We start from the raw sequence: 26,452 nt of genomic DNA, 5'->3' as shown, positions 1-26,452 counted from the left end.
CCCCGTTCACAGCAGATGCGTCAGGGGCATGACGCAGATCCCCGCCAGCGTGGCCCAGAGGGCAGCGCGGTCATGCCCGTACTGCCGGGAGGAGGGGATCAGCTCCTCCACTGTGATATAGGCCATGATGCCCGCCACCAGCCCGAAGAGCACCCCCAGCACCAGCCCATTGATGAAAGGCCGCAGCACCAAAAAGGCCAGCAGGGCCCCTACCGGCTCGGCCATACCGGAGAGCAGCGTATACTGAAAGGCCCGGCGGCGGCTCCCGGTAGCGTACCAAATCGGCATGGCCACGGAAATGCCCTCGGGGATATTGTGCATGGCGATGGCAATGGCGATGGACACGCCCAGCGCCGCGTCTTCGTACCCGGCCATGAAGGTGGCCACGCCCTCGGGAAAATTGTGCAGCCCGATGGCCAGCGTGGACACGAACCCCACCCGGAACAGGTCCTTGTGGGGAGCCTCGCCGGTGACGGAATCAAAGCCCTCATGGGGCACAAAGTGATCCAGCGCCATGGCCAGCAATACGCCCCCGGCCAGCGACGCTACCGCGGCCAGCGTTCCCGGCCGCACCCCAAGGGCCTGGTCCAGCAGGTCCCGTGCGTTAGGGTACAGATCGGTGAAGGACACCGAGAGCATCACCCCGGCGGCAAAGCCCAGCGAGATGGCCAGCAGCTTCTGGCTTTTCGTTTTGGTAAAAAAGACCACCAGCGCTCCCAGCAGGGTGGACAGGCCCGCTGCAAAGGAGAGCAGCAGGGCGCGGACGGCAGGATGTTCCAGCATAGATGCATACCTCTTCGATTGGGATGGGGCACGGCCCGCAGATCAGGAACCATACGTTTTGGAGGGGCTCCGCCCGGAACGTTGAACCGCGGGCCACGCCGATGCTTACGGCCCCGCCGGGCCGTCTCTGGTTCCATAGGGTAGTGTGCCGCGAAAGCGGCGCTTTAGTCCCTGCCGGAAACTTGCGAAAGCGCCCGGCCGGCGGGTCTTTGGGCCCTGGACACCGGTCAGCCGTTTCCGGCGGAGCATTTGGCCGCGTCAATGGCCAGCACGATCATCAGACAGAGCAGGGCGTCCTGCGCGCGCGCCACCTCCAGCACATAGGTATCCGTCCAGCGGAACAGCTGCTTGGACGCCTGCATGACCGTGCGCCCGGCCCCGTCGGTCACCCGGTACTCCCATTGCAGGAAGTCGCCCTCTACCTGCCAATCGTTGCAGTCCAGGGTAAAGCGGGGGCGAAACAGGGTAAATTCCTTTCGAATACAACCCAAACACACCCCTCCGGCATAGAGGGCGAACCGGGGCAGCAGGGTGAGCAGCTCCTCCTTTACCGTGCCCAGGTGGTCGCCCGCCGGACCGTAGATCTCCAGCCGGTGGCCCCAGGCCAGTCTGCCCTCCACCGTATAGACCGTGCGGCCTTCCCCATCGTAGATATCATAGCTGTCAAACCAGGAGAAAAACCGCTGCTTGAATACAAGCTGCATAAGACCTCCTTTCTCCGTCCTCTCTCAGACGGAGCAGAAGCGGGAAAAGTTGCGGTCTTTTTACGAAATCCGCCGCAAAGCGGCGCCGCTTTGTTTCTCAGCCATACGGCCGGTTCAGCGGACCTTATCGTATCACGAAATTTGCCCTGTGTCCAGAAGCGGGACGCCGCGAACCCAAAAAAGCACCGGCCGCGGCCGGTGCTTTTGGGTCCCTGTGCATTGCCGCAGGGGTACCGCCTTCGTATTACGGCTTCCGGGGCAGCCGGTGCCTGGTCCCATCCGGCTCCACGATCACCGTGTGTTCCAGCTGGGCGACCAGGTTGTCCCGGTAGGCGGCCACGTACTCCTGCCGCAGCAGGTCCCGCTCCACCATCTCTTCCGGGGTGAGCCCCCCGGGGCTCTTTGCTTTTTTCGCCAAAGCGTTGATCCGGTCGATCTTCGTCTGTTCCATTACACATATCGCTCCAATACCAGTAGGATGCGTCCTTTCCGGGACGTTCCGCCCACTTCCTGCACCACGCATTTCCCCAGGCCCCGGCAGGAGATCACGTCCCCCTGGGCCACCGCCCGGTCGGGTTTGACGCACTCCCGGTAGTTGAGCTGGAAGCGGCCCGAGGAAATGAGGTCGGCGGCCTTGCTCCGGGCCAGGGAAAAGCCGGAGGCGGCCACCGCGTCCAACCGCAGGGAGGAGACCGTATCCCGGATAAGCTTCCCCTGCACCGGCGGCGGGGAGAGCCGTTCCAGCGCCACCGGAGCCAGCCGCAGGCGTACCCGCCCCGCCTGCTCCAGATGGAGCAGCAAAAAGTCCCGGATCTCCTCCAGGACGATCAGGTCGCACGCCCCCTCGCCCACCAGCAGATCCCCCACCTTTTCCCGGTCCAGTCCCAGGCCCAGTACGCTGCCCAGAAAATCCCGGTGTGTCAGCGCCCCGTCGGCCGGGAAGGAAGCCCGCAGCGCGCAGACGGGACAATCTCCGCCCGTCTGGAAGTCCTCCGGCTCCTGCCAGTCGGGCAGGAAGACGCAGATATTACGCTGCGCTCCCTCGTAGCCCCCGAAAAACAGGTGCCGGGGATGTCCGGCCGCGGCCAGCAGCGCCTCCACGCAGGCCCGCTCCCCGGGGGAGAGGAAGCCCGTGTGGCTGGGAATGTTCCGCCGCCGGGCCAGCTCCAGCTTGTCCAGCACCCGGGCCAGCAGCAGCCGCTCCTCCCCGTTCCGGGCGGCCTTGTTCAACAGTTCCGTCTTTGTCATCTTCGTCCTCTATACCGCCGTGGACCGCTGGGCCCGATAGAGCTGGGCGTACGCCCCGTCCCGCGCCATGAGCTGCTCGTGGGTGCCCTCCTCCCGGATGCCGCAGCCGTCGATGACGATGATGCGGCTGGCCGAACGGATGGTGGACAGGCGGTGGGCGATGATGAGCGTGGTGCGGCCCCTGGCCAGCTCGTCAAAGGCGCTCTGGATCCGCGCCTCGGTCACGCTGTCCAGAGCGGAAGTGGCCTCATCCAGGATCAGGATGGGCGGATTCTTCAGGAAAATGCGGGCAATGCTCACCCGCTGCTTCTGTCCGCCGGAGAGCATGACGCCCCGCTCGCCCACCTGGGTCTGGAAGCCGTCGGGCATCTCCAGAATATCATCGTAGATCTCCGCCCTCCGGGCGGCCTCCACGATCTCAGCCTCGGTGGCGTCGGGCTTGCCGTAGCGGATATTGTCGTAAATGGTCCCCGCGAAGAGGAACACATCCTGCTGCACGATGCCGATCTGGGCGCGCAGGGAGTGCTGCTTAAGCTCCCGCACGTCCTGCCCGTCCACCAGGATGCGGCCCTCGGTCACGTCGTAAAAGCGGGGGATGAGCTGGCACAGGGTGGACTTGCCGCCGCCGGAGGGACCCACCACCGCCACGGTCTCCCCGGGCCGCACATGCAGCTTCACATGCTCCAGCACGCTCTCCCCGGCGCTCTCATAGCGAAACGTCACGTCGTCCACCAGAATGTCGCCCTTCACACCGGTCAGGTCCCGGGCGTCGGGGGCGTCCTGGATATCGGGCTCCAGACGCATCAGCTCCACAAAGCGCCGAAAGCCCGCCATGCCCTGCATAAACTGCTCTACAAAGGCGGAGAGCTTGCGGATGGGGGTGATAAAGGCGGTCACGTACAGCGCAAAGGTGGTCAGATCGATAAAATCCATCTCCCCCCGCATGATGAGAAAGCCGCCGAAGGCAATGACCAGCACGGACAGGATCCCCATGCAGAATTCCATCCCCGACTGATAGCGGGCCATGGCCTTGTAATACCCCCGCTTGGCCCCCCGGAACTGGTCGTTGGCGGCGTTGAACTTGGCGCTCTCCGCGTCCTCGTTTGCGAAGGCCTTGGCCGTGCGCATGCCGGAGATGGAGGATTCCACCTCTCCGTTGATGCCCGCCAGCTTGGCCTTGACCTCGGTGGAGGCGTCCATCATCCGCTTGCGGGAAACGGCGGTAAAGATCACAAAAACGGGGATCACCGCAAACACCACCAGGGCCAGCTGCCAGCGGATGGTGAGCATGATGCAGAACGCGCCCAGAATGGTCACGGTGGAGATGAACAGGTCCTCCGGGCCATGGTGGGCCAGCTCCGTGATCTCAAACAGGTCGCCGGTGACCCGGCTCATGAGCTGGCCGGTGCGGTTCTTGTCGTAAAAGGAAAAGGAGAGATCCTGCATATGATGGAACAGGTCCCGCCGGATATCCGCCTCCATGCGTACGCCCAGCAGGTGCCCCCAGTAGGTGACGATGAAGTAAAAGACGCTCTTGAGCACATAGGCCCCCGCCAGCAGCGCCATAACCACAAAAAAGGCGGAAAAGAGCTTCTGGGGCAAAAGGGTCTGCATCGAGCTGCGGGACACGATGGGAAACGCCAGGTCCACCATGCAAATGCACAGGGCGCACGCCATGTCCAGCGCAAACAGCTTCCAGTGGGGTTTGTAATAGGAGACGAAAATACGCAGATATCCGCTCTTTTTCATCTGTTGGGTGGTCAACTCCACGCCTCCTCTCAAAAACAGATCGACGATCCGGCAGTTTAGTATAGCCCCCCGCCCCGGCTTTGTCAACGGCCGCCGCCCGTTCTCCCTTTTACTCTATTTGTGCACGCTTAAAATCTCCGGTGATTTGACCATGTATTGAAGTTTGTTTGGCTACATGATAAAATTCACACAGGTATTAAAGAAGTGATAAACTGGAATTTGTTGTTTTGATTATTGATGTGCTTATATGTCTTTTTCTTATCAAAAAGTGCTTTTTTACTTCCGCAACCAGTCGCAACCAAAGAAATATCGTGATAGTTGGTAGTAGCAACCGTGAAATATTGCTATCATGAAGTCACGAAAAGAGGTGATTGAATGAAATATGATTTTTTAGGATTAGGAGTCGTTGTTTTTGGTGTTGTTATTCTAATTGGGGTGGCGGTGATAGCGACATTTATTACCGTTGGGATATTTCTCATAAAAGCATTGATTAGATATATCAAATCAGGCAATGTCAGAAAAGAAAAGTCCAGCATCAAAAAGTCTCTCGGCGAGGTTTTGAAACAGCATCGTGAAGAGTGTAAGATGACTCAGGAGTTTGTCGCAGAGTCTATCGGTGTAAGCAGGCAGGCTGTCTCAAAATGGGAGACAGGAGCATCTGATCCAAGCACATCCAATCTGCTTACTCTTGCAAAATTGTTCAATACTACGGCAGAAGAACTGTTGCGTGAAGTACAATAAGCGAGAGAAAAGGCTCATTTAATAACAGGGAGACTATTAGAAATGAAGAAAAAGACAAGGCGGTTTAAGATAAGATATATCATATTTGGATTATTGGGTGCAATTCTTTTGGCGGCACTTGTATTCATGCGGTTTGGTGGTTTTGGTACAGGAGAAAAAGTGAATCCAGAAGAGTTTTTAGCCTATGCGGAACCTGTGGAAAATATTTCTGTTCCTGAAAGTGCAAAAATAATTGCATTGGGAGAAGCCACTCATGGAAATGCGGAATTTCAGCAACTTAAGCTGGAAGTGTTCAAGCAGGTAGTTGAGCATAATGGTGTCAGGGCATTAGCTCTTGAGGGTGATTACGGTGGCTGTGAACAGGTAAACCGATATATACATGGTGGTGAAGGTACTGCGCAGGAAGCAGCAGCAGCGATTGGATTTTCCATTTATCGGACGGATGAGATGGCAGAACTCATTTCCTATATGCGTCAGTATAATGAGAGTGCGTCGGAGGCTGAAGACCTTCGTTTTTACGGTTTTGATATGCAGAGGATTGCTTACAGTATGAAGTTTTTGACGGAAATCTGCGAAGAACTGGAAGTAGACACAACAAACCTGCAAAAACTTGTGGAAGGTGAAAACTGGAGCGGTGAATACGATTCATCTACCCGAGTTGAAATACTTTCACAAGTAAAGAAAGAATTGAAAAACAAGAGTGGTTCAACTCAAGCAATCCACTTTACGGATATGCTGATGCAGAATTCTGAACTTCAAATGCAGGAAAATTCAGATGGTGGTACATTACGAGATCAATTTATGGCAGAAAATGTACTGTGGATTTTACAACAGGAGCAACTGAATGGTCATGAAAGCATTTTTGTGACAGGACATAACAGCCATGTCGCAAAATGGGGCAGCTATGATTCAATGGGTAAGCTTCTTTCAAAGGAAGCATCCAACGGCTACTATGTCATTGGAACCGATTTTTATAAGACCCATTGTAATATGCCGACTCGCTCGCCTGAAAAGCGTACAACGCAGGTATTTTATTCTCATGACCCTTTAGCAAAAACAGCAAAGCTGGCAGGATTAGATATTTGCTGGTTGGATTTTGGCAAAGTCCCGGAAAATTCCGAACTGGGTAGGCAAGCTGCTGAATATACCTATATGGGAACACTTGGAGAAAGCTACTCAATCATTATGCGACTTCTACCTTCAAGTTATCGGATGTTTCAGCCTCCTGCGGTACTTTACGATAGCATGATATTTGTAACGGAAGCAAATCCTACCCAAATAGTTAATGAAAAATAACACAATGCGAAATTCAAATTTGCAGAGGAAATGCTCATGAGAAAAATGGTTGGGTTGATCGGAATTATCGCAAGTGGTTTGTTACTCTCGTTAGAGATTTATATGCTTAAGGCATTACCGCATCATTCAACGCGTGCGGATTGGCGTGAAAATTTGTGCCGCAAAAAGGTGCAAAACCGCAGGAATACTTTGTGTATTGCAAGTTTTTGCAACGCATTTGTGGGGCAAATTGGCCGCCAAAACGTGCGTGGGGAATTGTGCGGTGATGCCTTAAAATTATTCAATCTTTAGAGATGGTACATGGGTCATGGAGAACAAATATATGGGGCTATCTATGTGAAACGCCTTGTGCTGTTGGATTTGGAGTTACCATTTGTATCCTTATCTTTTCAATTATTGCATTCTACCAAAAAGAAAAAGACTGAATCCCATTGGGGGAAGCATAGGAATGAAATCGACAGCTTTCAGCTGTAGGGGCAGTCTCATTTGAGGCTGCTCCTGTTATTTTGACCAAGATTACCCCAAATGCACAAATATGGTAAAAGGGATCACCCGTTTGCGGAAACTTCCTGTTACCGGATTGGAACCGCCTATTAACCCCTTCGCCGGGACCGTGTGATAGAATCAAGGCGTACCCGCTCGGGCGGCGGAACGCCGCCGTACCGTCGGGCAGGACGTCTCAAACGCTCAAAAGGAGGGTCTTTCATGAGAACGCGATCGCTTCCGCTGCTTTGCGCCCTGGCGTTGCTGCTCTGGCTGGGGGCCTGCACATGGCAGGCTCCAGCCCCATCCCAGGCCCCGGAAACGCCTCCGGCCACGCCCGAGCCGGCGGCAAGGTACGATTTCAAGGTCCTGCCGGTCACGGAGGAGGGCATCCGCACCCTCTACGGCTGGGAGGGATATGAGGTGCGCAGGATCACCCCGTTCGAGGAGGATTATCTGGTGGAGTACGACCCCAACGACGGGGCGGGGACGTTTACGCTGCTGAGCTGGGTGTTCGGCAATACCGGCCGCCGGGTGCAGCTGTGCGGCATGACGGAATTTACCTCTTACGAGATCACCGGACCCGGCCAGGTACGCTACAGCACCTCCGGCCTGGACGCGGGCACGCCCTGGAAGGGCCTGCCGGAGACCCGCGCCGTCCTGGTGCTGGGGGACGAAAACGGACAGGTATCCCCCCATTTTATTGAGTTTGCGGAGACTTCCGAGCCCGCCTGGCTGGACCCGGAGCAGCCGCTGAGCATGGGCTTTTGGTCCGACGGCGGACTCGCCCCCGGGGGGCGCTGGTATCAGCTCTATGACGCCCGCATCGACGCCGACGGGCTTTCCTTCTCATTTATCCCCAACGGGGACAGTGCGGAGCGCTTCCAGAGTTTTTTCCCCGCCTGCACCACCATCCCCTGCTTCGACACCCAATACGACCCGGCTGACCGCGCGTTCACCCTGCGGCTTTACAACACCAGTCTGGCCAGCGGCGGGATCGGTCAGGAGGATCTGGACTGGGCCGGGACGGGCGCATACGACGGTCTCTACCCCTACGCCTTCCCGGAGGGCGGCCTGGGCCGGGACAGCCACTTCCTCCGGGAGGTAAGCATCCGGCAGGACGGGGAAGACGCGGTGGTCACCGCCAAGCTGACGGAGCGGGCCTGGCGCTTTACGGTCAGAAGCTCCAACCTGGGGGGCGACGCCATCCCCTCCTTCCGGCTGGTCTTCCGGGAGTACGACTGGGAACAGGATGAACGCTGACGGCGGGCGGCCATACGCCGCCCGCCGTCAGCCTGCTGAAGTTCACCGTGCCAGCAGCTCTTTGGCCGAGATCCCGGGTTCAGTCATGGAATAGGGGTCCAGGATCTTGTCCAGGGACGCCTCGTCCAGCAGCCCTTCCTCCAAAATGAGCCGACGCACCGGGGCGCCGGTCTCGATGGCCCGCTTGGCCATCTCGGCCGCCTTCTCATAGCCCACATGGGGGCAGAGGGCGGTGATGATGCCAACGCTGTGCTCCACCATATCCCGGCAGCGCTCCCGGTTGGCGGTGATCCCGACGATGCAGTGATCCACCAGGGTATGTACCGCGTAGGTAAGGGTCTCCACGCTCTGGATGAGATTATAGAAGATGATGGGCTCAAAGGCGTTGAGCTCCAGCTGTCCCGCCTCGGCCGCCATGGTCACCGTCATGTCGTTGCCGATGATGTTGAAGGCCACCTGATTGACCACCTCCGGGATGACCGGGTTGACCTTGCCCGGCATGATGGAGGAACCGTTCTGCCGGGGCGGCAGGTTGATCTCCCCAAAGCCGCACCGGGGTCCGGAGGACATGAGCCGCAGGTCGTTGGACATCTTGGACAGGTTGACGGCGCAGGTCTTCACCGCGCCGGAGACCGCCACAAATTCATCCAGATTCTGGGTGGCATCGATCAGATTGAATGCCTGCACCAGGCTCAGCCCGGTGACCTTGGACAGATTGGGCACGATGCGGCGCAGATACTGCTCGTCGGCGTTGATGCCGGTGCCGATGGCGGTGCCGCCCATGTTCAGGCAGCGCATCTCGTCCTTGGCCCGCTCGAAGCGGGCGATATCCCGGCGCACCGCCTCGCTGTAGGCCCGGAATTCCTGACCCAGGCGGATGGGCACCGCGTCCTGCATCTGGGTGCGGCCCATCTTGATGACGCCGTCGAACTCCTCCGCCTTTTCCACCAGGGCCTGGTACAGCCGCTCCAGCTGGATCTGGGCCCGCACCAGCAGCTTGAGCACCGCCAGCTTGCCCGCGGAGGGGAACACGTCGTTGGTGGACTGGCCGTAATTCACGTGGTCGTTGGGGTTGACTAGGCGGTAGTCCCCCTTCTCGCCCCCCAGCAATTCGATGGCCCGGTTGGCGATGACCTCGTTGGCGTTCATATTCAGGCTGGTACCTGCTCCGCCCTGGATCGGGTCCACGATGAACGCCTCGTGGAGCTTGCCTGCGGCGATCTCCTCACAGGCGGCCACGATGGCGTCGGCCACCCGCTTCTCCAGAAGGCCGATCTCGTAATTGGTGATGGCCGAAGCCTTCTTGATCTCCGCGATGGAGTTGATGAGCTCCGGATGCATGGCCAGGCCGGTGATGGGAAAGTTCTCCGCCGCCCGCAGGGACTGCACCCCGTAATAGACGTCTTTGGGGACGGCCCGCTCCCCCACGGAATCGTGCTCGGAGCGGTAAAGCTGCTGCTTATCGGACATGGATCGGCACCTCTTTGCAAGTTTTCTTTCATATTATAGCTGCATTGTACCACCGCCGCCCCCGTTATGCAAGCGCTCATGCAAGACTTTTTGCATGCACGCCCGTTGTTTGTAAACTTTCCATGAATACCTCTTGAAAATAAGGGCACGAAGGATTATCATAGCGTTAGCACTCAAAACTCTGGAGTGCTAACGCTATGTTATTACAAATGAGTTTATATAGGAGGCATCCACATGGCAAAGAAGCAGTTCAAGGCGGAGTCCAAGCGTCTGTTGGATCTGATGATCAACTCCATCTACACCCACAAGGAGATCTTCCTCCGGGAGATCATCTCCAACGCCAGCGACGCCATCGACAAGCTGACCTACAAGGCCCTGTCCGAGGGCGGCGCGGCGCTGGACCGGAGCGCGCTTCAGATCACCCTCATCCCCGACGAGGCCGCGCGCACCCTTACCGTCCGCGACAACGGCGTGGGCATGACGAAGGAGGAATTGGAGCAGAACCTGGGCACCATCGCCAAAAGCGGCTCCCTCCAGTTCAAGAAGGACATGGCCCAGGCCGAGGGCATCCCCGAGAGCGACACCGACATCATCGGCCAGTTCGGCGTGGGCTTCTACTCCGCCTTTATGGTGGCCGACACCGTCACCGTCACCTCCCGGGCCTGGGGCAGCGACGAGGCGTGGCGCTGGGAGTCCTCCGGCGCGGACGGGTACACCCTGACGAGCTGCGAAAAGGCCGACGTGGGCACCGAGATCGTCATGAAGCTCAAGCCCGACGCCGACGAGGAGGACTATTCCCAGTATCTGAAGACGTACACGCTGGAGCGTCTGGTCAAGAAGTACTCCGACTATATCCACTATCCCATTAAAATGGAGGTGGAGCACTCCCACGAAAAGCCCCGCCCCGCGGACGCAGGGGAGGACTACAAGCCGGAATACGAGACCGTGCGGGAGTGGGAGACCCTCAACTCCATGGTGCCCCTGTGGCAGCGCCCCAAGAGCGAGGTCAAGACCGAGGAGTACAACGACTTTTATAAGGAGAAGTACGGCGACTGGGAGGACCCCCTGAGCGTGATCCACGTCTCCGCCGAGGGGACCGTGGAGTATAAGGCCATGCTCTATCTTCCCGCCCACGCGCCCTTCGACTTCCACTCCCGGGAGTACCAGAAGGGCCTGCAGCTCTACTCCTCCGGCGTGCTCATCATGGACAAGTGCGCCGACCTGCTGCCGGAGCATTTCCGCTTCGTCAAGGGCGTGGTGGATTCCCAGGACTTTTCCCTGAACATCTCCCGGGAGATGCTTCAGCACACCCGCCAGCTCAAGGTCATCGCCGCCAACCTGGAAAAGAAGATCAAGGGCGAGCTGCTGCGCCTGCAGAAGGACGAGCGGGAGAAGTACGAGACGTTCTGGAAGGCCTTCGGCACACAGATCAAGGTGGGCGTGGTCAGCGACTACGGCGCCCACAAGGAGCTTTTGCAGGATCTGCTGCTCTTCTGGTCCTCCAAGGAGGGCAAGCTGGTCTCCCTGGCCGAGTATCAGGCGCGGATGGCCGAAGGGCAGGAGTTTATCTACTACGCCTGCGGCGAGGACGTCCGCAAGCTGGAGAAGCTGCCCCAGGCCGAGCGCATCCGGGACAAGGGATACGAGATCCTCTACCTCACCGAGGAGCCCGACCAGTTCGTGGTGGACGCGCTGGGCGCGATGGGCGGCAAGAGCTTCAAGTCGGTGGACTCTGACGACGCCCTGCCCGAGAGCGACGAGGAGAAGGCCGAGATCGAGAAGAAGTCCCAGGAGAACAAGGATGTGCTGGACTTCGTGAAGCAGACCCTCGGGGACAGGATCAAGGAAGCCCGGGTATCCAAACTGCTCAAATCCGGCGCGGTGTGCATGACCGCCGACGGCCCCATCACCCTGGAAATGGAGAAGTACTTCCAGAAGGTGGATCCGGAAAACGCCCGAAATATGAAGGCCCAGCGGGTGCTGGAGCTCAACCCGGATTCCGGGGCGTTCGCCGCCCTGCGCGACGCGGTGGAGACCGACCCGGACAAGGCCAAGCAGTATGCCGAGCTGCTCTATCACCAGGCCCTGCTCATCGCCGGGCTGCCCCTGGAGGACCCCGCCGGATACACCGAACTGGTGTGCGCACTGATGAAATAAGAACCCGGAGGCCCACGCCATATGGCGCGGGCCTCCGGGTTACAGGCTGTCGAAAAACCCTCCTGGAGAAGAGCCTCGCAGAGTTGAGTCGTCCGCAGACGACGGAAGGAAAGGAAGCTCCGTCATTTCCGGCGACACGTGCGTCGGAAATGACACCTCTCATGACGGACAGGGCGACTTTTCTGCAAGAATCGAGCCCTGTCCGTCATGCATCCCTCTGTCGGAAAAGGCCTTTGGCCTTTTCCGACAGGCTGGAAACCCGGAGGCCCGCGCCATATGGCGCGGGCCTCCGGGTTCTTCGGGCTCCTCTTCCTCTACGACCTCAAGGATATCCTCGATGCCGCAATCCAGGGCAGTAATGATCCCACCAAGGGTCGCACTGTCATAGCGAACCACCCAATTTTTATAATAGTGGTCAATTGTCTGATACTTAATCCCCGACATCTTTGCCAGCGCATATCGGGAGATCCTGCGTTCATCCAAGTAGCGGTTCAGCTTCAGGCGGACTGTTTTCGCCATTGCAATCACCTCTTATTGGTATATATCTTACAATGGCTATTTTGCTATTGGCAATCTTCCGCTTAATGGATATAGTTAAACAGGCATATACCTATATATAGGTACGCGGTAATCGTATGGTCAATTACAAACATTTATATTCCGGCCTGTTCAACGCCATCACCGATGCGCTGGAGCTGCTGGCAGCCGGAGACGTGATCGCCATGCGCAATACCCTCCAGGACGCCCAGCGGCATACCGAGCAATGCTATCCGGAGGACGACGCAGCCCCCTCCAAAGGCCTGCTTACGTCCGGCCGAACCTAGACGCAAGCCTGCCGGAACGCCGGGCCCCGCCCCGCCTTTCGGCGCCACCCCCATAAAACACTCAAAGCAGGGGGCGGCAGCCCCCTGCTTTGGCTCAGCTTGTCGAAAAAGCTCCCGCAGAGCGCCTGGCAGCCTTCCCCGCAAGGGGCGGCGCCGCCGCAGCCGCGCGGGCGTCTTCCGCTACAGGAAAACGCTGTTTTCCGCGGGTTTGGAAAAATTCTGCTCCAGCATGGCCACATGGGACTGAAAGGCCGCGTCGTCAAAGTATTTGGCTCCGCGGGTGCAGCGGCGCACGCAGGCCTGGCACTTGATGCAGGTCCCCGTGACCTGCGTGACGTCGGCCGGGTTAATGGCCCCCATGGGACAGACCCGGGCACAGACCCCGCAGCCGCAGCACCGGCCCGGATCGGTCTGTGGCTTGGCCTTGAGAAACTTGGCCGGCTGGCCGTCCGTCCCCCTGGGCACGTAGTAGGCAGCGGCGGCGTCCCCGGGCACGGCCGCCGGGGCGGGGGGCGCCGCCAGGGCGCGCACCCGCTCCGCCACACATCGGGCAAAGGCGTCCGCCTGCCGCAGGTCGTCCCCATCCGGCCGGCCGGCCGCCAGACGGTCGGTAAAGGCATGGCGGCCGACAAAGGCGGCGGCGGCCACGGTGTGGAACCCGTCCGTCTCCAGCGTGACGCACAGCTCCGCCAGGGCGTTGTCAAAGCTGCGGTTGCCGAAGGTGACCACGCCCACCGCCAGCGCGCCGCCGCCCTGCAGCTTCGTCTGCACATCGGGCAGGATCTTGTTGGGCAGCTTGCCCGCATAAGTGGGCAGCCCGACGACCACCAGATCTCCTGCGCGGAACCGCCGCGGCTGCGCGCGGGCGTTCTGCGGCGTGAGATCCACCATGCGGCAGCTTTGCCCCAGTCCGTCCGCCAGTCCCGCTGCAAGGCGCTCCACCACCCTGCGGGTATTGCCGGTGGCGCTCCAGTACACGCCCCACACCTGCTTGCATTCCATGAAAACCGCCTCCCTTTTTTCCGCGGGCGTCCCGCGCCGCGGCATAAAACAAAATCGGGCCGCGCCGGCTAAGGGGCCGCCCCGCGCCAAGCCTCCCCGTCCGCAGGGTCCTCCGGCAGCGGCACCCGGCGGTGCTCCACCGGGCCCCACTCGGGCAGCGGCAGGTTCTGCATCGCGCCGAAGACCCGGTTTTTCAGGCCCGGATAGCGCCCGTCCAGCGCCCGGATCAGCTCCTTGATCTCCTGCCGCTTGGTGTTCCCGTCCGCCGGGCAGGGGTTGAAGACCACCGGCAGGCGGCCGCGCTTTGCCGCGTTGCGCAGCATTCCCTCCCCGCAGTAGAGCAGGGGCCGGATCTGAGTGATGCCGGTGCGGTCCAGATAGGTCACCGGCTGAAAACAGGACAGCCGTCCCTCATAGATCAGGGAAAGGAAGAAGGTCTCCACCGCATCGTCGAAGTGGTGGCCCAGGGCAATCTTCCGGATGCCCCGCTCGGCCAGCGCGTTGTGGAGGGCGCCCCGGCGCATTTTGGCGCACATGGAGCAGGGATTTTTCTCCTTCCGGAGATCAAAAATGATGTGATGGATCTCGGAGGGAAGCAGGGTGAAGGGCACGTCCAGCGTCCGGCACAGCTGCGCCACACCGGTGAAGTCCATCCCCTCTCCCCCGTCCACACGGCCCATGTCCAGGGTGAAGGCCTCCACCGTGAAGGGCTTGGGATAAAACGCCCGCAGTTTGGCCAGCGCCACCAGCAGCGTCAGGGAATCCTTCCCGCCGGACACCCCTACGGCCACCCGGTCCCCGGCCTGGATCATGTCGTAATCCTCCACACAGCGGCGGACATAGCTCAGGATCTTGTTCATAGGCACCTCAAAATTCAAAAATTGAAAGAGAGCATTCAAGCGTATCGATGAGAAAAACAGCGATTTCAAGAGATTTTATCTTTCTAAATTGAAAATTCCGAAAAGAAGGTTGACACCCCGGAACTACCGTATTATAATACAAAACGCTCCAATCGTCCAGATTGGGGCGACTATTGTGTTTAAGCAATTTTTGAAGATAGAAAGCGAAATTGGAGGTTTCACCATGTCCACTTTTATGGCCAACAAGGGGAACATCGTCCGCAAGTGGTATATCCTCGACGCGGCGGGCAAGCCCCTGGGCAAGACTGCCGCCGCTGCGGCCACCCTGCTGCGCGGCAAGCATAAGCCTGAGTACACCCCCCATGCCGACTGCGGCGACTTTGTCGTCATCGTCAACGCCGAGAAGGCCGTTCTGACCGGCAAGAAGCTGGAGCAGAAGTATTACCGCACCCACTCCGGCTGGGTGGGCGGCCTGAAGGAGACCAAGTACCGCCTGCTGATGCAGCAGAAGCCCGAGCTGGCCATGCGCGTGGCCGTCCGCGGCATGATGCCCCGTAACATCGTCACCAAGGATTCTCTGACCCGCCTGCATATTTACCGCGGCGCCGAGCATCCCCACACCGCCCAGAAGCCCGAAGCCTGGGCCGCCAACTAAGCAGGAGGTAGGAACTGATGTATAAGAGCAAGAAGCCTTATCTGTACGGCACCGGCCGCCGCAAGTCCTCCGTGGCCCGGGTGCATCTCTTCCCCAACGGGACCGGCGCCATCACCATTAACGGCCGCGACATCGACGATTACTTCGGCCTGGAGACCCTGAAGCTCATCGTCCGCCAGCCCCTGGTCACCACCGAGCTGCTGGGCAAGGTGGATATCGCCGCCACCGTCACCGGCGGCGGCGTCACCGGCCAGGCCGGCGCCATCCGCCACGGTGTGGCCCGCGCCCTGCTGGAGGTCAATCCTGAGTACCGCGCCGCCCTCAAGGCCGCCGGCTACCTGACCCGCGATCCGCGCATGAAGGAGCGCAAGAAGTACGGCCTCAAGGCCGCGCGGCGTGCGCCCCAGTTCTCCAAGCGCTGAGTCCACGTTTTCCGTTTCCGAAAATTGCCGCCCGATTCGGGCGGCAATTTTTTGTGTCTTTTGGGGCTGCCGCACCGGGCGGGCGCCCGCGCATGGCCTGCCGGCCCCCCGCGCCGCGAAGCGCCGCAATTTGCCGCATTTCAATTGCTTTTTTTGCATGACAGGTGTAGAATACCTTGTATTCTCTGCAAATCCTGGATTTAAGGAGGGCTTACGCCATGGACGAACGCGTAAGAGAGCTGCTGGAGCGGGTGCGCGAGACCGCCGTCACGGTAGGCGAGGCGGCCGGGACCACCGCGCGCTACGCCGGGAAATGCGCCGGTCAGATGGTCGATGTGGCCAAACTGAACATGCGCATCTTTGACCTGAACGGCGAAATCAACGACCTGCTCAAATCCATAGGCCGGATGGTGTACGACACCCATCGGGGGGCGGAGCCCGACGCCGCCTCCCTGGCCCCGCTTTTGAGCCAGATCGATGAAAAGCACGAGGCCATCGCCCAGCTCAAGCAGCGCATCCGTCTTTTGAAAAACGTCCGTTCCTGCCCGGACTGCGGGTGCGCCTGCGGCCGGGAGGACAAGTTCTGCAAGGCGTGCGGCCGCCCGTTGTGAGCAAAGCGCCGCGGTCAGGAGGACAGACGCAATGAATTACACATTTGAACAATACCGGCACAGCGCCGACTTTCTCCGCGCGCGCCTGGGCGGCTTTTCCCCCAAGATCGCCATGATCCTGGGTTCCGGCCTGGGTTATCTGGGCGACCTGGTGGAAGACGCGGCGGCGGTCCCCTACGGAGATATTCCGCACTTCAAGACCTCCACCGCCCCCGGGCATAAGGGCCGGCTGGTCTTCGGCACGCTGGAGGGCCAGCCGGTGGCCGTGATGCAGGGACGGATGCACCACTACGAGGGGTACTCCTACGAGGAGGTCGCCTATGCCGTGCGGGTGCTGCGGCTGCTGGGCTGCGATACTCTGATCGTGACCAACGCCGCCGGGTGCATCAACACCGCCTGGAAGGCCGGGGAGCTGATGCTCATTTCCGACCACATCAAATTCTTTCTGGAATCCCCGCTGCGCGGAGAGAACATCCCGGAATTCGGCGTGCGCTTCCCCGACGCGTCTCACCTGTACACCCCCGCCCTGCGCACGCTGGCCCGGGAGACCGCGGGCGAGCTGGGGATCGATCTGAAGGAAGGCGTGTATATGTATTTCCCCGGGCCCCAGTACGAGACCCCGGCGGAGATCCGTGCCGGGCGTATTTTAGGAGCCGACGCGGCGGGCATGTCCACCGCGCCGGAGGTCATCGCGGCGGGACACTGCGGCATGCGGGTGCTGGGCTTCACGCTGCTGTCCAACATGGCCGCCGGCATCCTGGACCAGCCGCTGACCGAACAGGAGGTGCTGGACGCCGCCGAGGCCTGCCGGGACAAGTTCTCCCGGCTGGTGCTGGCATGCCTGCGCAAGATCGACTGACATCATAAAAGGAGCATGAAATGGCTATACTCATCTATAATTGTACCGCCGTGCGCATGGACGAGGCCGGGACCGTGCTGCCCCACGCCTATGTTCTGGTGGAGGGCAGCAAGATCGTCTCCGTGGGCGACCAGCGGCCCCAGGGCTTTACCGGCCGCCAGATCGACGGGAAGGGCAACGTGCTGCTGCCGGGCCTGGTCAACTGCCACACCCATGTGCCCATGACCGCCATGCGCGGCTACGGCGACGGGCACGACCTTCAGGACTGGCTGCACCACTATATCTTTCCGGTGGAGGCCAGATGGGACGAGCGGGCCATCCGCTGCTGCACCGCCCTTGGCCTGGCGGAGATGATCGCCACCGGCACCACCTGCATCGCCGATATGTATATGTTTACCGACGCGGTGGCACAGGAAGTGGTATCCGCGGGGCTGAGCGCCAACCTGTCCTGCGGCGGGGTGCTCTTCGACCCCGTCTTCGACCCCAAGACCTGCCACGACTGCGTGGCCCAGGAGGCCCTGGCCCAGCGCTGGCACGGCTACGGAGACGGGCAGATCCGGTTTGACGCCTCCATCCATGCCGAGTATACGTCCCGGAGCGAGCTTTGGAAGTGGACGGCGGATTTTGCCAAGGCCAACGGCCTGGGCATGCATGTACACATTTCCGAGACCCGGAAGGAGCATGCCGAGTGCATTCAGCGCCACGGCAAGACCCCCGTGCAGACGCTGGACCGGTACGGCGTCTGGGACGTGCGGGGCATTGCCGCCCACTGCGTCTATACCACGGCGGAGGATTGGGCCATTCTGGCCGCCAAGGGAGTCTCCGCCGTCCACAACCCCTGCTCCAACCTGAAGCTGGGCAGCGGGATCGCCCCTGTGCCCGCCATGAAGGCGGCGGGCGTGAACGTGTGCCTGGGTACCGACGGCGTGTCCTCCAACAATAACCACGACATGTTCGAGGAGATGAAGCTGGCCGCCATCCTCCACAACGGCGCCGCCTGCGATCCCCTGGCCCTGGGAAGCTGGGATGCGCTGCGCATGGCCACCGTCAACGGCGCGGCGGCGCTGGGCCGAAAGACCGGGCGGATCGAACCCGGCTACGACGCCGACCTGATCCTGGTGGACTTCTCCCACCTGAACCTGTTCCCCTGCCATGACCCGGTTTCCAACCTGGTCTACGCCGCCCACGGCGGCGACGTGTGCATGAATATGGCCCGCGGCCGGGTCATATACAAGGATGGGGACTTCCTCACCATTGATCTCGAGCAAGTAAAGCGGGAAGTGGCAAACTATGCCGTGCCCCTGCTCTTCGGAACGAAATAAGGGGGACTGCCACTTGTCCAGCCAATCGAAAAAGAACACCTTTTATGGGGCGGCCGCTCTGCTGACTGTGACCACCATCGTGGTCAAGATCATCGGCGCCATCTACAAGATCCCGCTGACCGCCCTGCTGCCCGACGAGGCCTACGGCGATTTCGGCGCGGCATACAATATCTACAGCTTTTTTCTGACCATCTCCACGGCGGGGCTGCCCGTGGCCCTGTCCAAGACCGTATCCGAGTGCAACGCGCTGGGCCGGGAGAACCAGAAGGAGCGGGTCTTCCGGATGGCCTTCTGCGCCTTTTTGTTCATGGGCGTATTCAGCTTTATCTGCATGTCGGTATTCAGCCAGTTCGTGGCCACCCACGTCCTGCAAAATGAGAAGGCCGTCTATGCCGTACTGGCGCTGGCTCCGGCGGTGCTGTGCACCTGCATCTGTTCGGCCTTCCGGGGATACGCCCAGGGCCACATGAACATGGTGCCCACCGGCATCTCCCAGATCATCGAGGCCCTGTGCAAGCTGCTGCTGGGCCTGGGCCTGGCCCTGCTGATCCTCCGCTCCGCCATCCAGCCGGAGGATCTGCGCGACCGGCTCTCCGCTGCGGGCGCCCTGTTGGGCGTGTCCATCGGCAGCATCCTGTCGGTGATCTACCTCTTTTTCAACCACAGGCGGACCAGGCAGCGGCAGAAGACCGCCGCCGACGTACCGGAGCCGGGCAGCACGATCCTGGCCCGGCTGCTCAAACTGGCCATCCCCATCACCTTGAGCTCCTGTACCATGTCCCTGGTCACCCTCATCGACACCAACCTGGTCAACGGCCAGCTCCAGAACGTCTTTACCTCCATCCAGGGCGGCCTGTCCGGGATCTCCAACAGCTTTCTCGACATCTTCCCCAAGTCGGTGACGATCTTCCAGAACAATCTGACCGCCTGGCAGGAGGCTGCGGCGCTGAACCCGCTGACAGAGCTCAACCCCGTTCTGGATTCCACCCGCTCCCTCTACGGCGCCTATCAGAAAACCATGAGCATCTATAACCTGCCCTTTAACCTGATGGTGCCCTTCACCGCCTGTATCGTGCCCGGCATCTCGGCGTGCCTTGCCCGGCGGGACCGGCTGGGCGCCCAGCGGGTCACCGAATCCGCCATGCGCATCTCCGCCCTCATTGCCCTGCCCTGCGGCTTCGGCCTGTTCGCGCTGGGCGGCCCCATCATCCAGCTGCTGACCGTCGGCAACGTGGACGCCTCCATCGCCGGACCGCTGCTCTCGATCCTGGGCATTGCCTCCATCTTCGTGTGCATCCAGGTGGTGGCCGCCGCCATCCTGCAGGCCAACGGCATTGTGAATCTGCCCATTATCACCATGGTCATCGGCGGCGTCATCAAGCTGGCCACCAACTACACGCTGGTGGGCAACCCGAAGATCATGATCTTCGGCGCGCCGGTGGGCACGCTTTTGTGCTTTGCGGTGATCTCCATCCTCAATCTGGGCATCATCAAGCGGATGGTCCACCAGCCGCCCCGGTATACCAGGGTCTTCGTCAAGCCCTTCGTCGCCTCCGCCATCATGGCGGTCGCGGCCTGGGCCTGCCACGGGCTGTTCGCCCGTTTTCTCAGCGGCAGCTTCCTGAAAGACGCCATGGCCACGGGCGGCGCCATCCTGGCGGCCGTAGTGGTATATGCAATTTTAGTGCTGGCTTTGCGGGTCATCTCCAGAGAGGACCTGGAACTGATGCCCAAGGGTGAAAAAATCGCAAAAATTTTGCATATCCGTTGAGTTTTTTGGAAATATGGGTTGCAGGAGGCCTTGAAATATGGTAGATTTTCAGTATAAGGACGCTTATGGCGTCAAGGATCTGGAGGAGATCGTCCGCCTGCTCCGCGCCCCCGGCGGATGCCCATGGGATGCGGAACAGACACACGCCTCCATCCGCCGCAATTTCCTGGAGGAGGCCTACGAGGCCGTGGAGGCCATCGACGAGGGCAGCTCCGAACACCTTCAGGAAGAGCTGGGCGACGTGCTGCTCCAGGTGGCGCTTCATGCCCGTATGGAGCAGGAGGAGGGCCGCTTCGATCTGGACGGCGTGGCCGACGGCATCTGCAAAAAGCTGATCTACCGCCACCCGCATGTGTTCGGCGACGTGAGCGTATCCGGCACCGGCGAGGTTTTGTCCAACTGGGAGGCCCTCAAGCGCGTGGAAAAGGGCCAAGAGACCAACACCGACGCTCTGGAGGCGGTGGCCCGCTCTCTGCCCGCCCTGTGGCGTGCGGAAAAGGTGCAGAAAAAGGCGAAAAAGGCCGGTTTTGACTGGCCGGACATCTCCGGCGCGTTGGACAAGCTGTCTGAGGAGCTGGAGGAGCTGAAGGCCGCGGCGGCCCAAGGCACCAATGTGGAAGAGGAATTGGGAGACCTGCTTTTCTCCGCCGTGAACGTCTCCCGCTTTGTCAAGGCCGACCCGGAGCAGGCCCTGAACGCCGCCACCGACAAATTTATCTCCCGCTTCCGCAAGGTGGAAGCGCTGGCCGTCCGGGAAGGGCGAAGCATGGAAGGCATGACGCCGGACGAGCTGGACAAGCTGTGGGAGCGTGCCAAACGTACTTAAAAGCGGCAACGCTTTAAGTATATCAGCGGCGCATCCGCGCCGCAAAAACATAGGAGGAATAAGTACTATGAACAAGGCTGAATTGATCAATGCCGTCGCCGAGAAGGCCGGCCTGTCCAAGAAGGATACCGAGACCGTTGTGAACGCCACCATCGATGTGATCGCCGGCGCCCTGGCCGACGGCGACAAGGTGCAGCTGGTCGGCTTCGGCGCGTTCGAGGTCAAGAGCCGTGCCGAGCGCACCGGCCGCAACCCCAAGACCAAAGAGGAGATCAAGATCCCCGCCTCCAAGGTGCCCGTGTTCAAGCCCGGCAAGGCCCTGAAGGACACCGTCTCCAAGTAAAACAGGAGCGCCGAGCGCCCGGGACGCGAAAGGGCGCGCAGGGGGAACGTTTCTAAAATCCATGCGGCTCCGGGCTCTCCCGGGGCCGCGTCTTTTCCGGAGGCAGCTTATGCGATTGGACAAATGGCTCAAGGTCTCACGACTCATCAAGCGGCGTACGGTGGCCAACGAGGCCTGCGACAACGCCCGGGTAAGCGCCAATGGCCGCCCGGTCAAGGCCAGCTACGACGTGAAGCCCGGGGATGTGCTGGAACTGCGCTTTGGCGAACGCACCGTCCGGGTGGAGGTCCTGGCTGTGGACGAACACGCCAACAAGGCCGAGGCCCCCGCGCTGTACCGGGAATTGCTCTGACCCTGCGGCTCAAAAAGGCAGGCATTTTTGAGCCGCGATACAGCCCGGCGCGCACTCGCCGCGCTCATACGCTTGCGGGCCGAGCGGTGTTTCTTCCAAGGCGTATGTCCTTGGAAATGGTATTTCATCTTATTTCGCCGCCTGCGGGCGGCGAAATCCTGCCGGGGGCGCTGGCCCCATACCGGAACCCGTTCTCCTCTTGTATGGGTTTTGCGTTTTTCGGCAGACCGGGGCGGCACGGCCTTTCCGAAGGCTGCGCCGCCCTTTGTTGTATCCGCTCCTGCAACAAAAGCGCCCGTTGCCGGTAGCAACGGGAGGGACGCACCGCCCCCCCAAATACAGTCAGGAGGGAACGATATGAAACACATCAACTGGAGCGAGCTCACCCCCGTGTGCTACAGCATCGCAACACAGGAGGACAAGGACATCGGCGTGGCCGCCGACCTGCTTTTCCACAACATCCGCACGGGCATGGGCGTCCATGCCGGGTCCTATGCGCTGGGACCCGGGTACACCCCGGATTACAAGGCCCTCAAGGCCCTGTGGGATGCCTGCACCGAGGCGGAGCGTCAGGCCGTCAACACCGAATTCAACGCCTGGCTCCAGCGCATGAAGGAGCACTATCAGGAGCTGTGCCAGCTGTGGAGCGACGGGGACAAGAGCCTCAACCTGCGCTGCCGGATGATGACCGCTCTGGTGACGCCGGACACGGACGATGCTTAACAGCCGGGACATCGACGACCTGCGCGCGGACGTGGCGGCCAACTGCCGGGTCTGGATGCAGCTGTGCCGGGATGCGGGCCTTGCGGTCTGCATCACCGGCACGGTCCGGGACCGGGCGTACCAGGAATACTGCTACCGGAACGGGACCAGCAAAGGGCGCGTGCCTACCTTCCACGCCCAGGGTGTGGGGCTGGCCTTCGATTTCTGCAGGAACGTCAAGGGGCAGGAGTACTCCGACCCGGCGTTTTTCCAGCGGGCCGGGGAGCTTGGGGAGCGGGTCGGCTTCGAGTGGGGCGGGCGGTGGAAGTCCTTTCCCGACCGCCCGCATCTGCAGTGGAGCGGCGGCGGGAAATACACCGGCAGCATGATCCTGGCCGGGCGGTATCCGCCCGCCATGCCGCTGTACCGTGCCGCGGAGACCGCAGGGGAGGCCAAAGAGGAGGACGAGGATATGAAGCTGTACCACTGGTTTTCGGACATGCCGGACTGGGCGAGGGGGAGCGCGGAGAAGGCGTACCGCCGGGGCATCCTCCAGGCCGACGCGGACAGCGGAGCCGTGAACGTCTATGAGTGCAGCCTGCAGACCATCGTATGGCTGGACCGGCTGGGCCTGCTGGAGGCGGAACCCTCCCAAGCCCTTCTTTCATAAAACCTTCACGTTCCGTTCATATCTTGTTCACCAACCGCGCTCCAAAACGCGCTATGATAATCCCGTCAGGATGAAGCGACTGATCAACACACACACCACCCCTCCTCTCTCTTCTCTTTCCCTCTCAAACACCAGGAACGCGGGTCCGCCGGTTTTCGGCGGGCCCGCGTTCTGCATTTACCATAAGCGTACAAACTCTGCGCAAGATTTAATCTTCCCGTAACATCTTACGCTTTTTCCCTTAACATCTCCCGCGTATTCTATTCCTTGCAAGAGACAGTTTCTTTTTCATTTCATTGTATCCTCTTTCCTGAGAACGGGCCGGACGTCATGGAGCAGACGTCCGGCCCGTTCTGTTTGTACCCAGGGGGGTACGCTCATTGCGCCATTTGGATCCGCTTTCCCGTACAGCGCTCCAAAAAGGAGGCAAACGCCTCCGGGTCCCCGCTGAGGAAGCGGGACTTGTCCAGCACGAACCCCCGGCGGCGGTCCAGCATGATCACATAATGTCCCGCATCCCCGCAGATGGTACGGATCACGCCGCAGGTGCTGCGGGTGCTGCTCCGCCCGGTTCCCGTGGAGTAGCCGTGCGCGTCAAAGCAATCGCGTATGGTGACCGGCGTCTGATCCACCATGTGCCGTCCAAAACGATTGATATACTTCTCGTAAAAAAGGCGCTGCGGCGGGGCTTGTATCGTACCTCCTTTTCTGATACGATAACGTTCAGGCAACACCGCACAAGCATGCCGTGCCGCGCCGCACGGCGCATACCGATCAAGCGAGGGAGCGCCTATGTATTATCTGGAAAGCACCAAGACAGACCCCAGCTGGAACCTGGCGCTGGAACAGTACGTGTTTGACGTGCTGGGCCCCCGGGACGACTGTTTCATGCTCTGGCAGAACGACAACACCATCGTGGTGGGCAAGCACCAGAACACGCTGGAGGAGATCAATACCGACTATGTGAAGGAGCACGGCGTGACGGTGGTACGCCGCCTGTCCGGCGGCGGAGCGGTCTATCACGATTTGGGAAACCTCAATTTTACCTTTGTGGCGGAGAACCGCTTCGGCAGTGAATTTGACTTTTCCACCTTCTGCCGGCCCGTGATGGACGCGCTGCGCAGCCTCGGCGTTCCCGCGGAGATCAACGGCCGCAACGACATGACCATCGAGGGCAGGAAATTTTCCGGAAACGCGCAGTACATGAAGAAGGGCCGCATCATGCACCATGGAACCCTGATGTATGACTCCGACCTGGAGGCGGTCAGCCGGGCGCTGAACGTTAAGCCGGACAAGATCGAATCCAAAGGTCTGAAATCGGTGCGCAGCCGTGTGACCAACATCCGCCCTTATGTCACAGACCAGACCCTGACGGTAGACGGCTTCCGGGAGATCCTGCGCCGCTCTATGTTCCGCGCTTATCCACTGACCGCCTATGCTCTCACACCGGAGGACCTGGACACGGTCGAGCGCCTGCGGCGGGATGTGTACCGCCGCTGGGAATGGAATTATGGCGCCTCCCCCGCCTGCCGCATCCGCAAGGAGCGCCGGGTGGAGGGCTGCGGCGTGATCCAGGTCCACATGGAGGTGGAGCACGGATGCATCGCCGCGCTGGCCTTTTTCGGGGACTACTTTTCCCTGGAAGACAGCGGTACGCTGGTCCAGCGGCTGCTGGGGGTCGCGCTGGAAGAGGGCGCGCTCCGCGCCGCACTGGACGGCTGCGCCATCGGGCGCTATTTCAGCCGCCTGGATCTGGACACCTTCCTTTCCATCCTCCTGCAATAAGGCTTCCCCCGCAGGCGCCCGGCGGCAGGCCGCCCCCCTGAAAACAGCCCAAACGCCCTGCGTGCGACAGGCCATATGCCGCTTGTGCCGCGGCGGGCAATTCCAGCTTTTTCTTTGCTGTACTATTTGTGAGTAATTTTTTGAAAATATAAGCGATTTGTAACCGTTGCGATGTAACCTATACTCAACAAGAGAACACCGGGCCGCTGCAGCCCGGTATCAGCTTCAAATTTTTTGTTGAGAGGGGAACATCCCATGAACAAACGTTTTCAGAAAATTGCCGCCCTGTCCTGCGCAACCGCTCTGACCCTGTCCCTCCTGACTCCCTCCGCCCTGGCAAACGGGAACGGGAAAGACAACGGAGAGGACAAGGGATCCACCGGGGCGGGTCAGACGGAGGTCCATATTCACGGCGTCAAGGACATTGCCGACAACAAGGACGAAGTGACCATCACCGTGGGCGACAAGTCTTATACCGGCGTCTTGAAGGGTGACAAACTTACCATTGAGATGGGCAGCACCGACAACGGCTTCGATTTTGGCAAGGACGAGTCCCTGGAGATCGGATATAAGACTGCCAACGGAAGCGGTACGATCCTCATCAAACACCAAGAGGGCAACGGCGCCAACATTGGAACGGAACACGATAAGGGCCTGAACAACTTCAAAGGTGAAGTCAAGCCCAATCCAGTCCCCTCCACCCAGCCCTCTGCTGAGCCTTCCGCCGAGCCCTCCGCTGTGCCTTCTGCTCAGCCCTCCGCCGAGCCTTCCGCCGAGCCCTCCGCTGTGCCTTCTGCTCAGCCCTCCGCCGAGCCTTCTGCTCAGCCCTCCGCCGAGCCCTCCGCTCAGCCTTCCGCCGAGCCTTCCGCCGAGCCCTCCGCTCAGCCCTCCGCCGAGCCTTCCGCTCAGCCTTCCGCCGAGCCCTCCGCCGAGCCTTCCGCTGAGCCCTCCACCGAGCCTTCCACTCAGCCTTCCACTCAGCCTTCCACCGAGCCTTCCGCTGAGCCTTCCGCTGAGCCTTCCGCTGAGCCTTCCACTGAGCCTTCCACTGAGCCTTCCGCCGAGCCTTCCGCTGAGCCTTCCGCTGAGCCTTTCGCCGAGCCTTCCGCTGAGCCCTCCACCGAGCCTTCCGCCGAGCCCTCTGCTGAGGTTGAGATCCTGGAAGACCCCACTCCGCTGGCTCCCGTGCCCGAAGTCGTTCTGGAGGAGTCCCCGGTCCCGCTGACCGACCTTCCCGAGGAGACCATTGAGATTGAGGAGGAAACCGTTCCTCTGGGCGACCTGCCTCAGACCGGTACGGCGATGACGCCGGCGGATCCCACCGTGACCGCAGGCCTGTCCGCCATTGCCGCCAGCCTGGCCGCCATTGGTCTGCTGATTAAGCGCACCGGCAAAAAGAACGACGACGCTGAATAAAAAAAGCCCGCTGCAATGATCGGTTGCAGCGGGCTTTTTCCCGTGGTCCAGCATATAATTCCATCAAGGCCCGGGCGTGCGTTCCCCTCTCGCGTCCACAGCGGCGCGGGACTGGAGGCACAGAGTTCTCTCCCGTCT

General features: G+C 60.6%; 29 protein-coding genes. 19 read left to right on the top strand and 10 right to left on the bottom strand.

The features are described 5' to 3' along the window. Positions 1-6: 6 nt before the first annotated feature. The 5 genes from zupT to H8S57_RS03485 form a co-directional block, all read right to left on the bottom strand. Positions 7-783 carry a zinc transporter ZupT gene (zupT, locus tag H8S57_RS03505; protein ID WP_186906695.1) on the bottom strand — a complete coding sequence of 259 codons (777 nt, stop codon included), beginning with the start codon at positions 781-783 and terminating at the stop codon, positions 7-9. A 227-nt stretch (positions 784-1,010) separates the two neighbouring features. After that, complete coding sequence (locus H8S57_RS03500) at positions 1,011-1,487, bottom strand: LURP-one-related/scramblase family protein (protein ID WP_186906694.1); 477 nt, start codon at positions 1,485-1,487, stop codon at positions 1,011-1,013. A 244-nt stretch (positions 1,488-1,731) separates the two neighbouring features. Beyond that, positions 1,732-1,938, bottom strand: coding sequence for a DUF896 domain-containing protein (locus H8S57_RS03495; RefSeq protein ID WP_186906693.1), 207 nt, complete (start codon positions 1,936-1,938; stop codon positions 1,732-1,734). Beyond that, positions 1,938-2,735 (bottom strand): YlmH family RNA-binding protein, encoded by a 798-nt coding sequence (locus H8S57_RS03490; protein WP_186906692.1) that lies wholly within the window; start codon positions 2,733-2,735, stop codon positions 1,938-1,940. The genes H8S57_RS03495 and H8S57_RS03490 overlap by 1 nt, the downstream gene beginning before the upstream one ends. Before the next feature lie 9 nt (positions 2,736-2,744). Beyond that, positions 2,745-4,499 (bottom strand): ABC transporter ATP-binding protein, encoded by a 1,755-nt coding sequence (locus tag H8S57_RS03485; protein WP_440131166.1) that lies wholly within the window; start codon positions 4,497-4,499, stop codon positions 2,745-2,747. Between the two features lie 360 nt (positions 4,500-4,859). Here H8S57_RS03485 and H8S57_RS03480 point away from each other — a divergent pair, with 360 nt between their 5' ends. The 4 genes from H8S57_RS03480 to H8S57_RS03465 all read left to right on the top strand — a co-directional run bounded on the left by H8S57_RS03480 (position 4,860) and on the right by H8S57_RS03465 (position 8,267). Further along, positions 4,860-5,225 (top strand): helix-turn-helix transcriptional regulator, encoded by a 366-nt coding sequence (locus H8S57_RS03480; RefSeq protein WP_186906691.1) that lies wholly within the window; start codon positions 4,860-4,862, stop codon positions 5,223-5,225. A 42-nt stretch (positions 5,226-5,267) separates the two neighbouring features. After that, positions 5,268-6,521, top strand: a complete 1,254-nt coding sequence (locus H8S57_RS03475) for an erythromycin esterase family protein (protein WP_186906690.1) — start codon at positions 5,268-5,270, stop codon at positions 6,519-6,521. 36 nt (positions 6,522-6,557) lie between these two features. Beyond that, positions 6,558-6,812, top strand: a complete 255-nt coding sequence (locus H8S57_RS03470) for a hypothetical protein (RefSeq protein ID WP_186906689.1) — start codon at positions 6,558-6,560, stop codon at positions 6,810-6,812. Between the two features lie 414 nt (positions 6,813-7,226). Further along, positions 7,227-8,267, top strand: coding sequence for a hypothetical protein (locus H8S57_RS03465; RefSeq protein ID WP_186906688.1), 1,041 nt, complete (start codon positions 7,227-7,229; stop codon positions 8,265-8,267). 42 nt (positions 8,268-8,309) lie between these two features. Here H8S57_RS03465 and H8S57_RS03460 read toward each other — a convergent pair whose 3' ends face one another. Beyond that, positions 8,310-9,737, bottom strand: a complete 1,428-nt coding sequence (locus H8S57_RS03460) for an aspartate ammonia-lyase (RefSeq protein ID WP_186906687.1) — start codon at positions 9,735-9,737, stop codon at positions 8,310-8,312. 234 nt (positions 9,738-9,971) lie between these two features. On the opposite strand from H8S57_RS03460, the gene htpG reads away from it, so the two are divergent. Further along, positions 9,972-11,894: a molecular chaperone HtpG gene (gene htpG / locus H8S57_RS03455; protein WP_186906686.1), complete on the top strand. Its 1,923-nt coding sequence runs from the start codon at positions 9,972-9,974 to the stop codon at positions 11,892-11,894. Between the two features lie 159 nt (positions 11,895-12,053). Here htpG and H8S57_RS03450 read toward each other — a convergent pair whose 3' ends face one another. Continuing rightward, the gene (locus tag H8S57_RS03450) at positions 12,054-12,413 is read right to left on the bottom strand and encodes a helix-turn-helix domain-containing protein (RefSeq protein WP_186906685.1); all 360 of its coding nucleotides are present in this window, start codon (positions 12,411-12,413) and stop codon (positions 12,054-12,056) included. A gap of 116 nt (positions 12,414-12,529) precedes the next feature. Between H8S57_RS03450 and H8S57_RS03445 the strand changes: the two genes are divergently transcribed. Next, the gene (locus H8S57_RS03445) at positions 12,530-12,718 is read left to right on the top strand and encodes a hypothetical protein (RefSeq protein ID WP_186906684.1); all 189 of its coding nucleotides are present in this window, start codon (positions 12,530-12,532) and stop codon (positions 12,716-12,718) included. A gap of 180 nt (positions 12,719-12,898) precedes the next feature. Here H8S57_RS03445 and H8S57_RS03440 read toward each other — a convergent pair whose 3' ends face one another. Together H8S57_RS03440 and H8S57_RS03435 are read right to left on the bottom strand one after the other, a co-directional pair. Further along, the gene (locus H8S57_RS03440) at positions 12,899-13,720 is read right to left on the bottom strand and encodes a 4Fe-4S binding protein (RefSeq protein ID WP_186906683.1); all 822 of its coding nucleotides are present in this window, start codon (positions 13,718-13,720) and stop codon (positions 12,899-12,901) included. Between the two features lie 68 nt (positions 13,721-13,788). Beyond that, the gene (locus H8S57_RS03435; protein WP_186906682.1) at positions 13,789-14,580 is read right to left on the bottom strand and encodes a tRNA lysidine(34) synthetase; all 792 of its coding nucleotides are present in this window, start codon (positions 14,578-14,580) and stop codon (positions 13,789-13,791) included. Positions 14,581-14,803: 223 nt separating this feature from the next. On the opposite strand from H8S57_RS03435, the gene rplM reads away from it, so the two are divergent. From rplM to H8S57_RS03380, 11 genes are all read left to right on the top strand, one after another. Further along, entirely contained in the window at positions 14,804-15,235 is a 432-nt protein-coding gene (rplM, locus tag H8S57_RS03430) for a 50S ribosomal protein L13 (RefSeq protein ID WP_186906681.1), read from the top strand. Between the two features lie 17 nt (positions 15,236-15,252). Then, complete coding sequence (gene rpsI / locus H8S57_RS03425) at positions 15,253-15,657, top strand: 30S ribosomal protein S9 (RefSeq protein WP_186906680.1); 405 nt, start codon at positions 15,253-15,255, stop codon at positions 15,655-15,657. A gap of 218 nt (positions 15,658-15,875) precedes the next feature. After that, the gene (locus H8S57_RS03420; RefSeq protein WP_186906679.1) at positions 15,876-16,268 is read left to right on the top strand and encodes a zinc ribbon domain-containing protein; all 393 of its coding nucleotides are present in this window, start codon (positions 15,876-15,878) and stop codon (positions 16,266-16,268) included. 31 nt (positions 16,269-16,299) lie between these two features. Further along, a complete protein-coding gene (locus tag H8S57_RS03415; protein ID WP_186906678.1) occupies positions 16,300-17,127 on the top strand; it encodes a purine-nucleoside phosphorylase in 828 nt (275 codons plus the stop codon). A gap of 20 nt (positions 17,128-17,147) precedes the next feature. Continuing rightward, complete coding sequence (locus H8S57_RS03410) at positions 17,148-18,449, top strand: amidohydrolase family protein (RefSeq protein ID WP_186906677.1); 1,302 nt, start codon at positions 17,148-17,150, stop codon at positions 18,447-18,449. A 13-nt stretch (positions 18,450-18,462) separates the two neighbouring features. Further along, complete coding sequence (locus H8S57_RS03405; protein ID WP_186906676.1) at positions 18,463-20,220, top strand: putative polysaccharide biosynthesis protein; 1,758 nt, start codon at positions 18,463-18,465, stop codon at positions 20,218-20,220. Between the two features lie 37 nt (positions 20,221-20,257). After that, positions 20,258-21,046 (top strand): nucleoside triphosphate pyrophosphohydrolase, encoded by a 789-nt coding sequence (mazG, locus tag H8S57_RS03400; RefSeq protein WP_186906675.1) that lies wholly within the window; start codon positions 20,258-20,260, stop codon positions 21,044-21,046. 67 nt (positions 21,047-21,113) lie between these two features. Beyond that, positions 21,114-21,389, top strand: coding sequence for a non-specific DNA-binding protein Hbs (gene hbs / locus H8S57_RS03395; protein WP_186906674.1), 276 nt, complete (start codon positions 21,114-21,116; stop codon positions 21,387-21,389). Positions 21,390-21,498: 109 nt separating this feature from the next. Further along, positions 21,499-21,741 carry an RNA-binding S4 domain-containing protein gene (locus H8S57_RS03390; RefSeq protein WP_186906673.1) on the top strand — a complete coding sequence of 81 codons (243 nt, stop codon included), beginning with the start codon at positions 21,499-21,501 and terminating at the stop codon, positions 21,739-21,741. Between the two features lie 357 nt (positions 21,742-22,098). Further along, positions 22,099-22,464 (top strand): hypothetical protein, encoded by a 366-nt coding sequence (locus H8S57_RS03385; protein ID WP_186906672.1) that lies wholly within the window; start codon positions 22,099-22,101, stop codon positions 22,462-22,464. After that, the gene (locus tag H8S57_RS03380) at positions 22,457-23,113 is read left to right on the top strand and encodes a M15 family metallopeptidase (protein ID WP_186906671.1); all 657 of its coding nucleotides are present in this window, start codon (positions 22,457-22,459) and stop codon (positions 23,111-23,113) included. Before H8S57_RS03385 ends, H8S57_RS03380 begins: the two co-directional genes overlap by 8 nt. A 377-nt stretch (positions 23,114-23,490) precedes the next feature. Here the strand turns inward: H8S57_RS03380 and H8S57_RS03375 are convergent, their stop codons facing one another. Beyond that, positions 23,491-23,748 (bottom strand): YcxB family protein, encoded by a 258-nt coding sequence (locus tag H8S57_RS03375; RefSeq protein WP_186906670.1) that lies wholly within the window; start codon positions 23,746-23,748, stop codon positions 23,491-23,493. A gap of 157 nt (positions 23,749-23,905) precedes the next feature. Between H8S57_RS03375 and lplA the strand changes: the two genes are divergently transcribed. Together lplA and H8S57_RS03365 are read left to right on the top strand one after the other, a co-directional pair. Then, the gene (gene lplA / locus H8S57_RS03370) at positions 23,906-24,898 is read left to right on the top strand and encodes a lipoate--protein ligase (protein WP_186906669.1); all 993 of its coding nucleotides are present in this window, start codon (positions 23,906-23,908) and stop codon (positions 24,896-24,898) included. Positions 24,899-25,153: 255 nt separating this feature from the next. Further along, complete coding sequence (locus H8S57_RS03365) at positions 25,154-26,314, top strand: hypothetical protein (RefSeq protein WP_186906668.1); 1,161 nt, start codon at positions 25,154-25,156, stop codon at positions 26,312-26,314. Positions 26,315-26,452 lie beyond the last annotated feature (138 nt).

The organism is Lawsonibacter hominis (assembly GCF_014287895.1).
GTDB lineage: Bacteria > Bacillota > Clostridia > Oscillospirales > Oscillospiraceae > Lawsonibacter_A > Lawsonibacter_A hominis.
The sequence above is the reverse complement of the archived record's forward strand: the minus strand, read 5'-3'. Positions and strand labels throughout refer to the sequence as shown.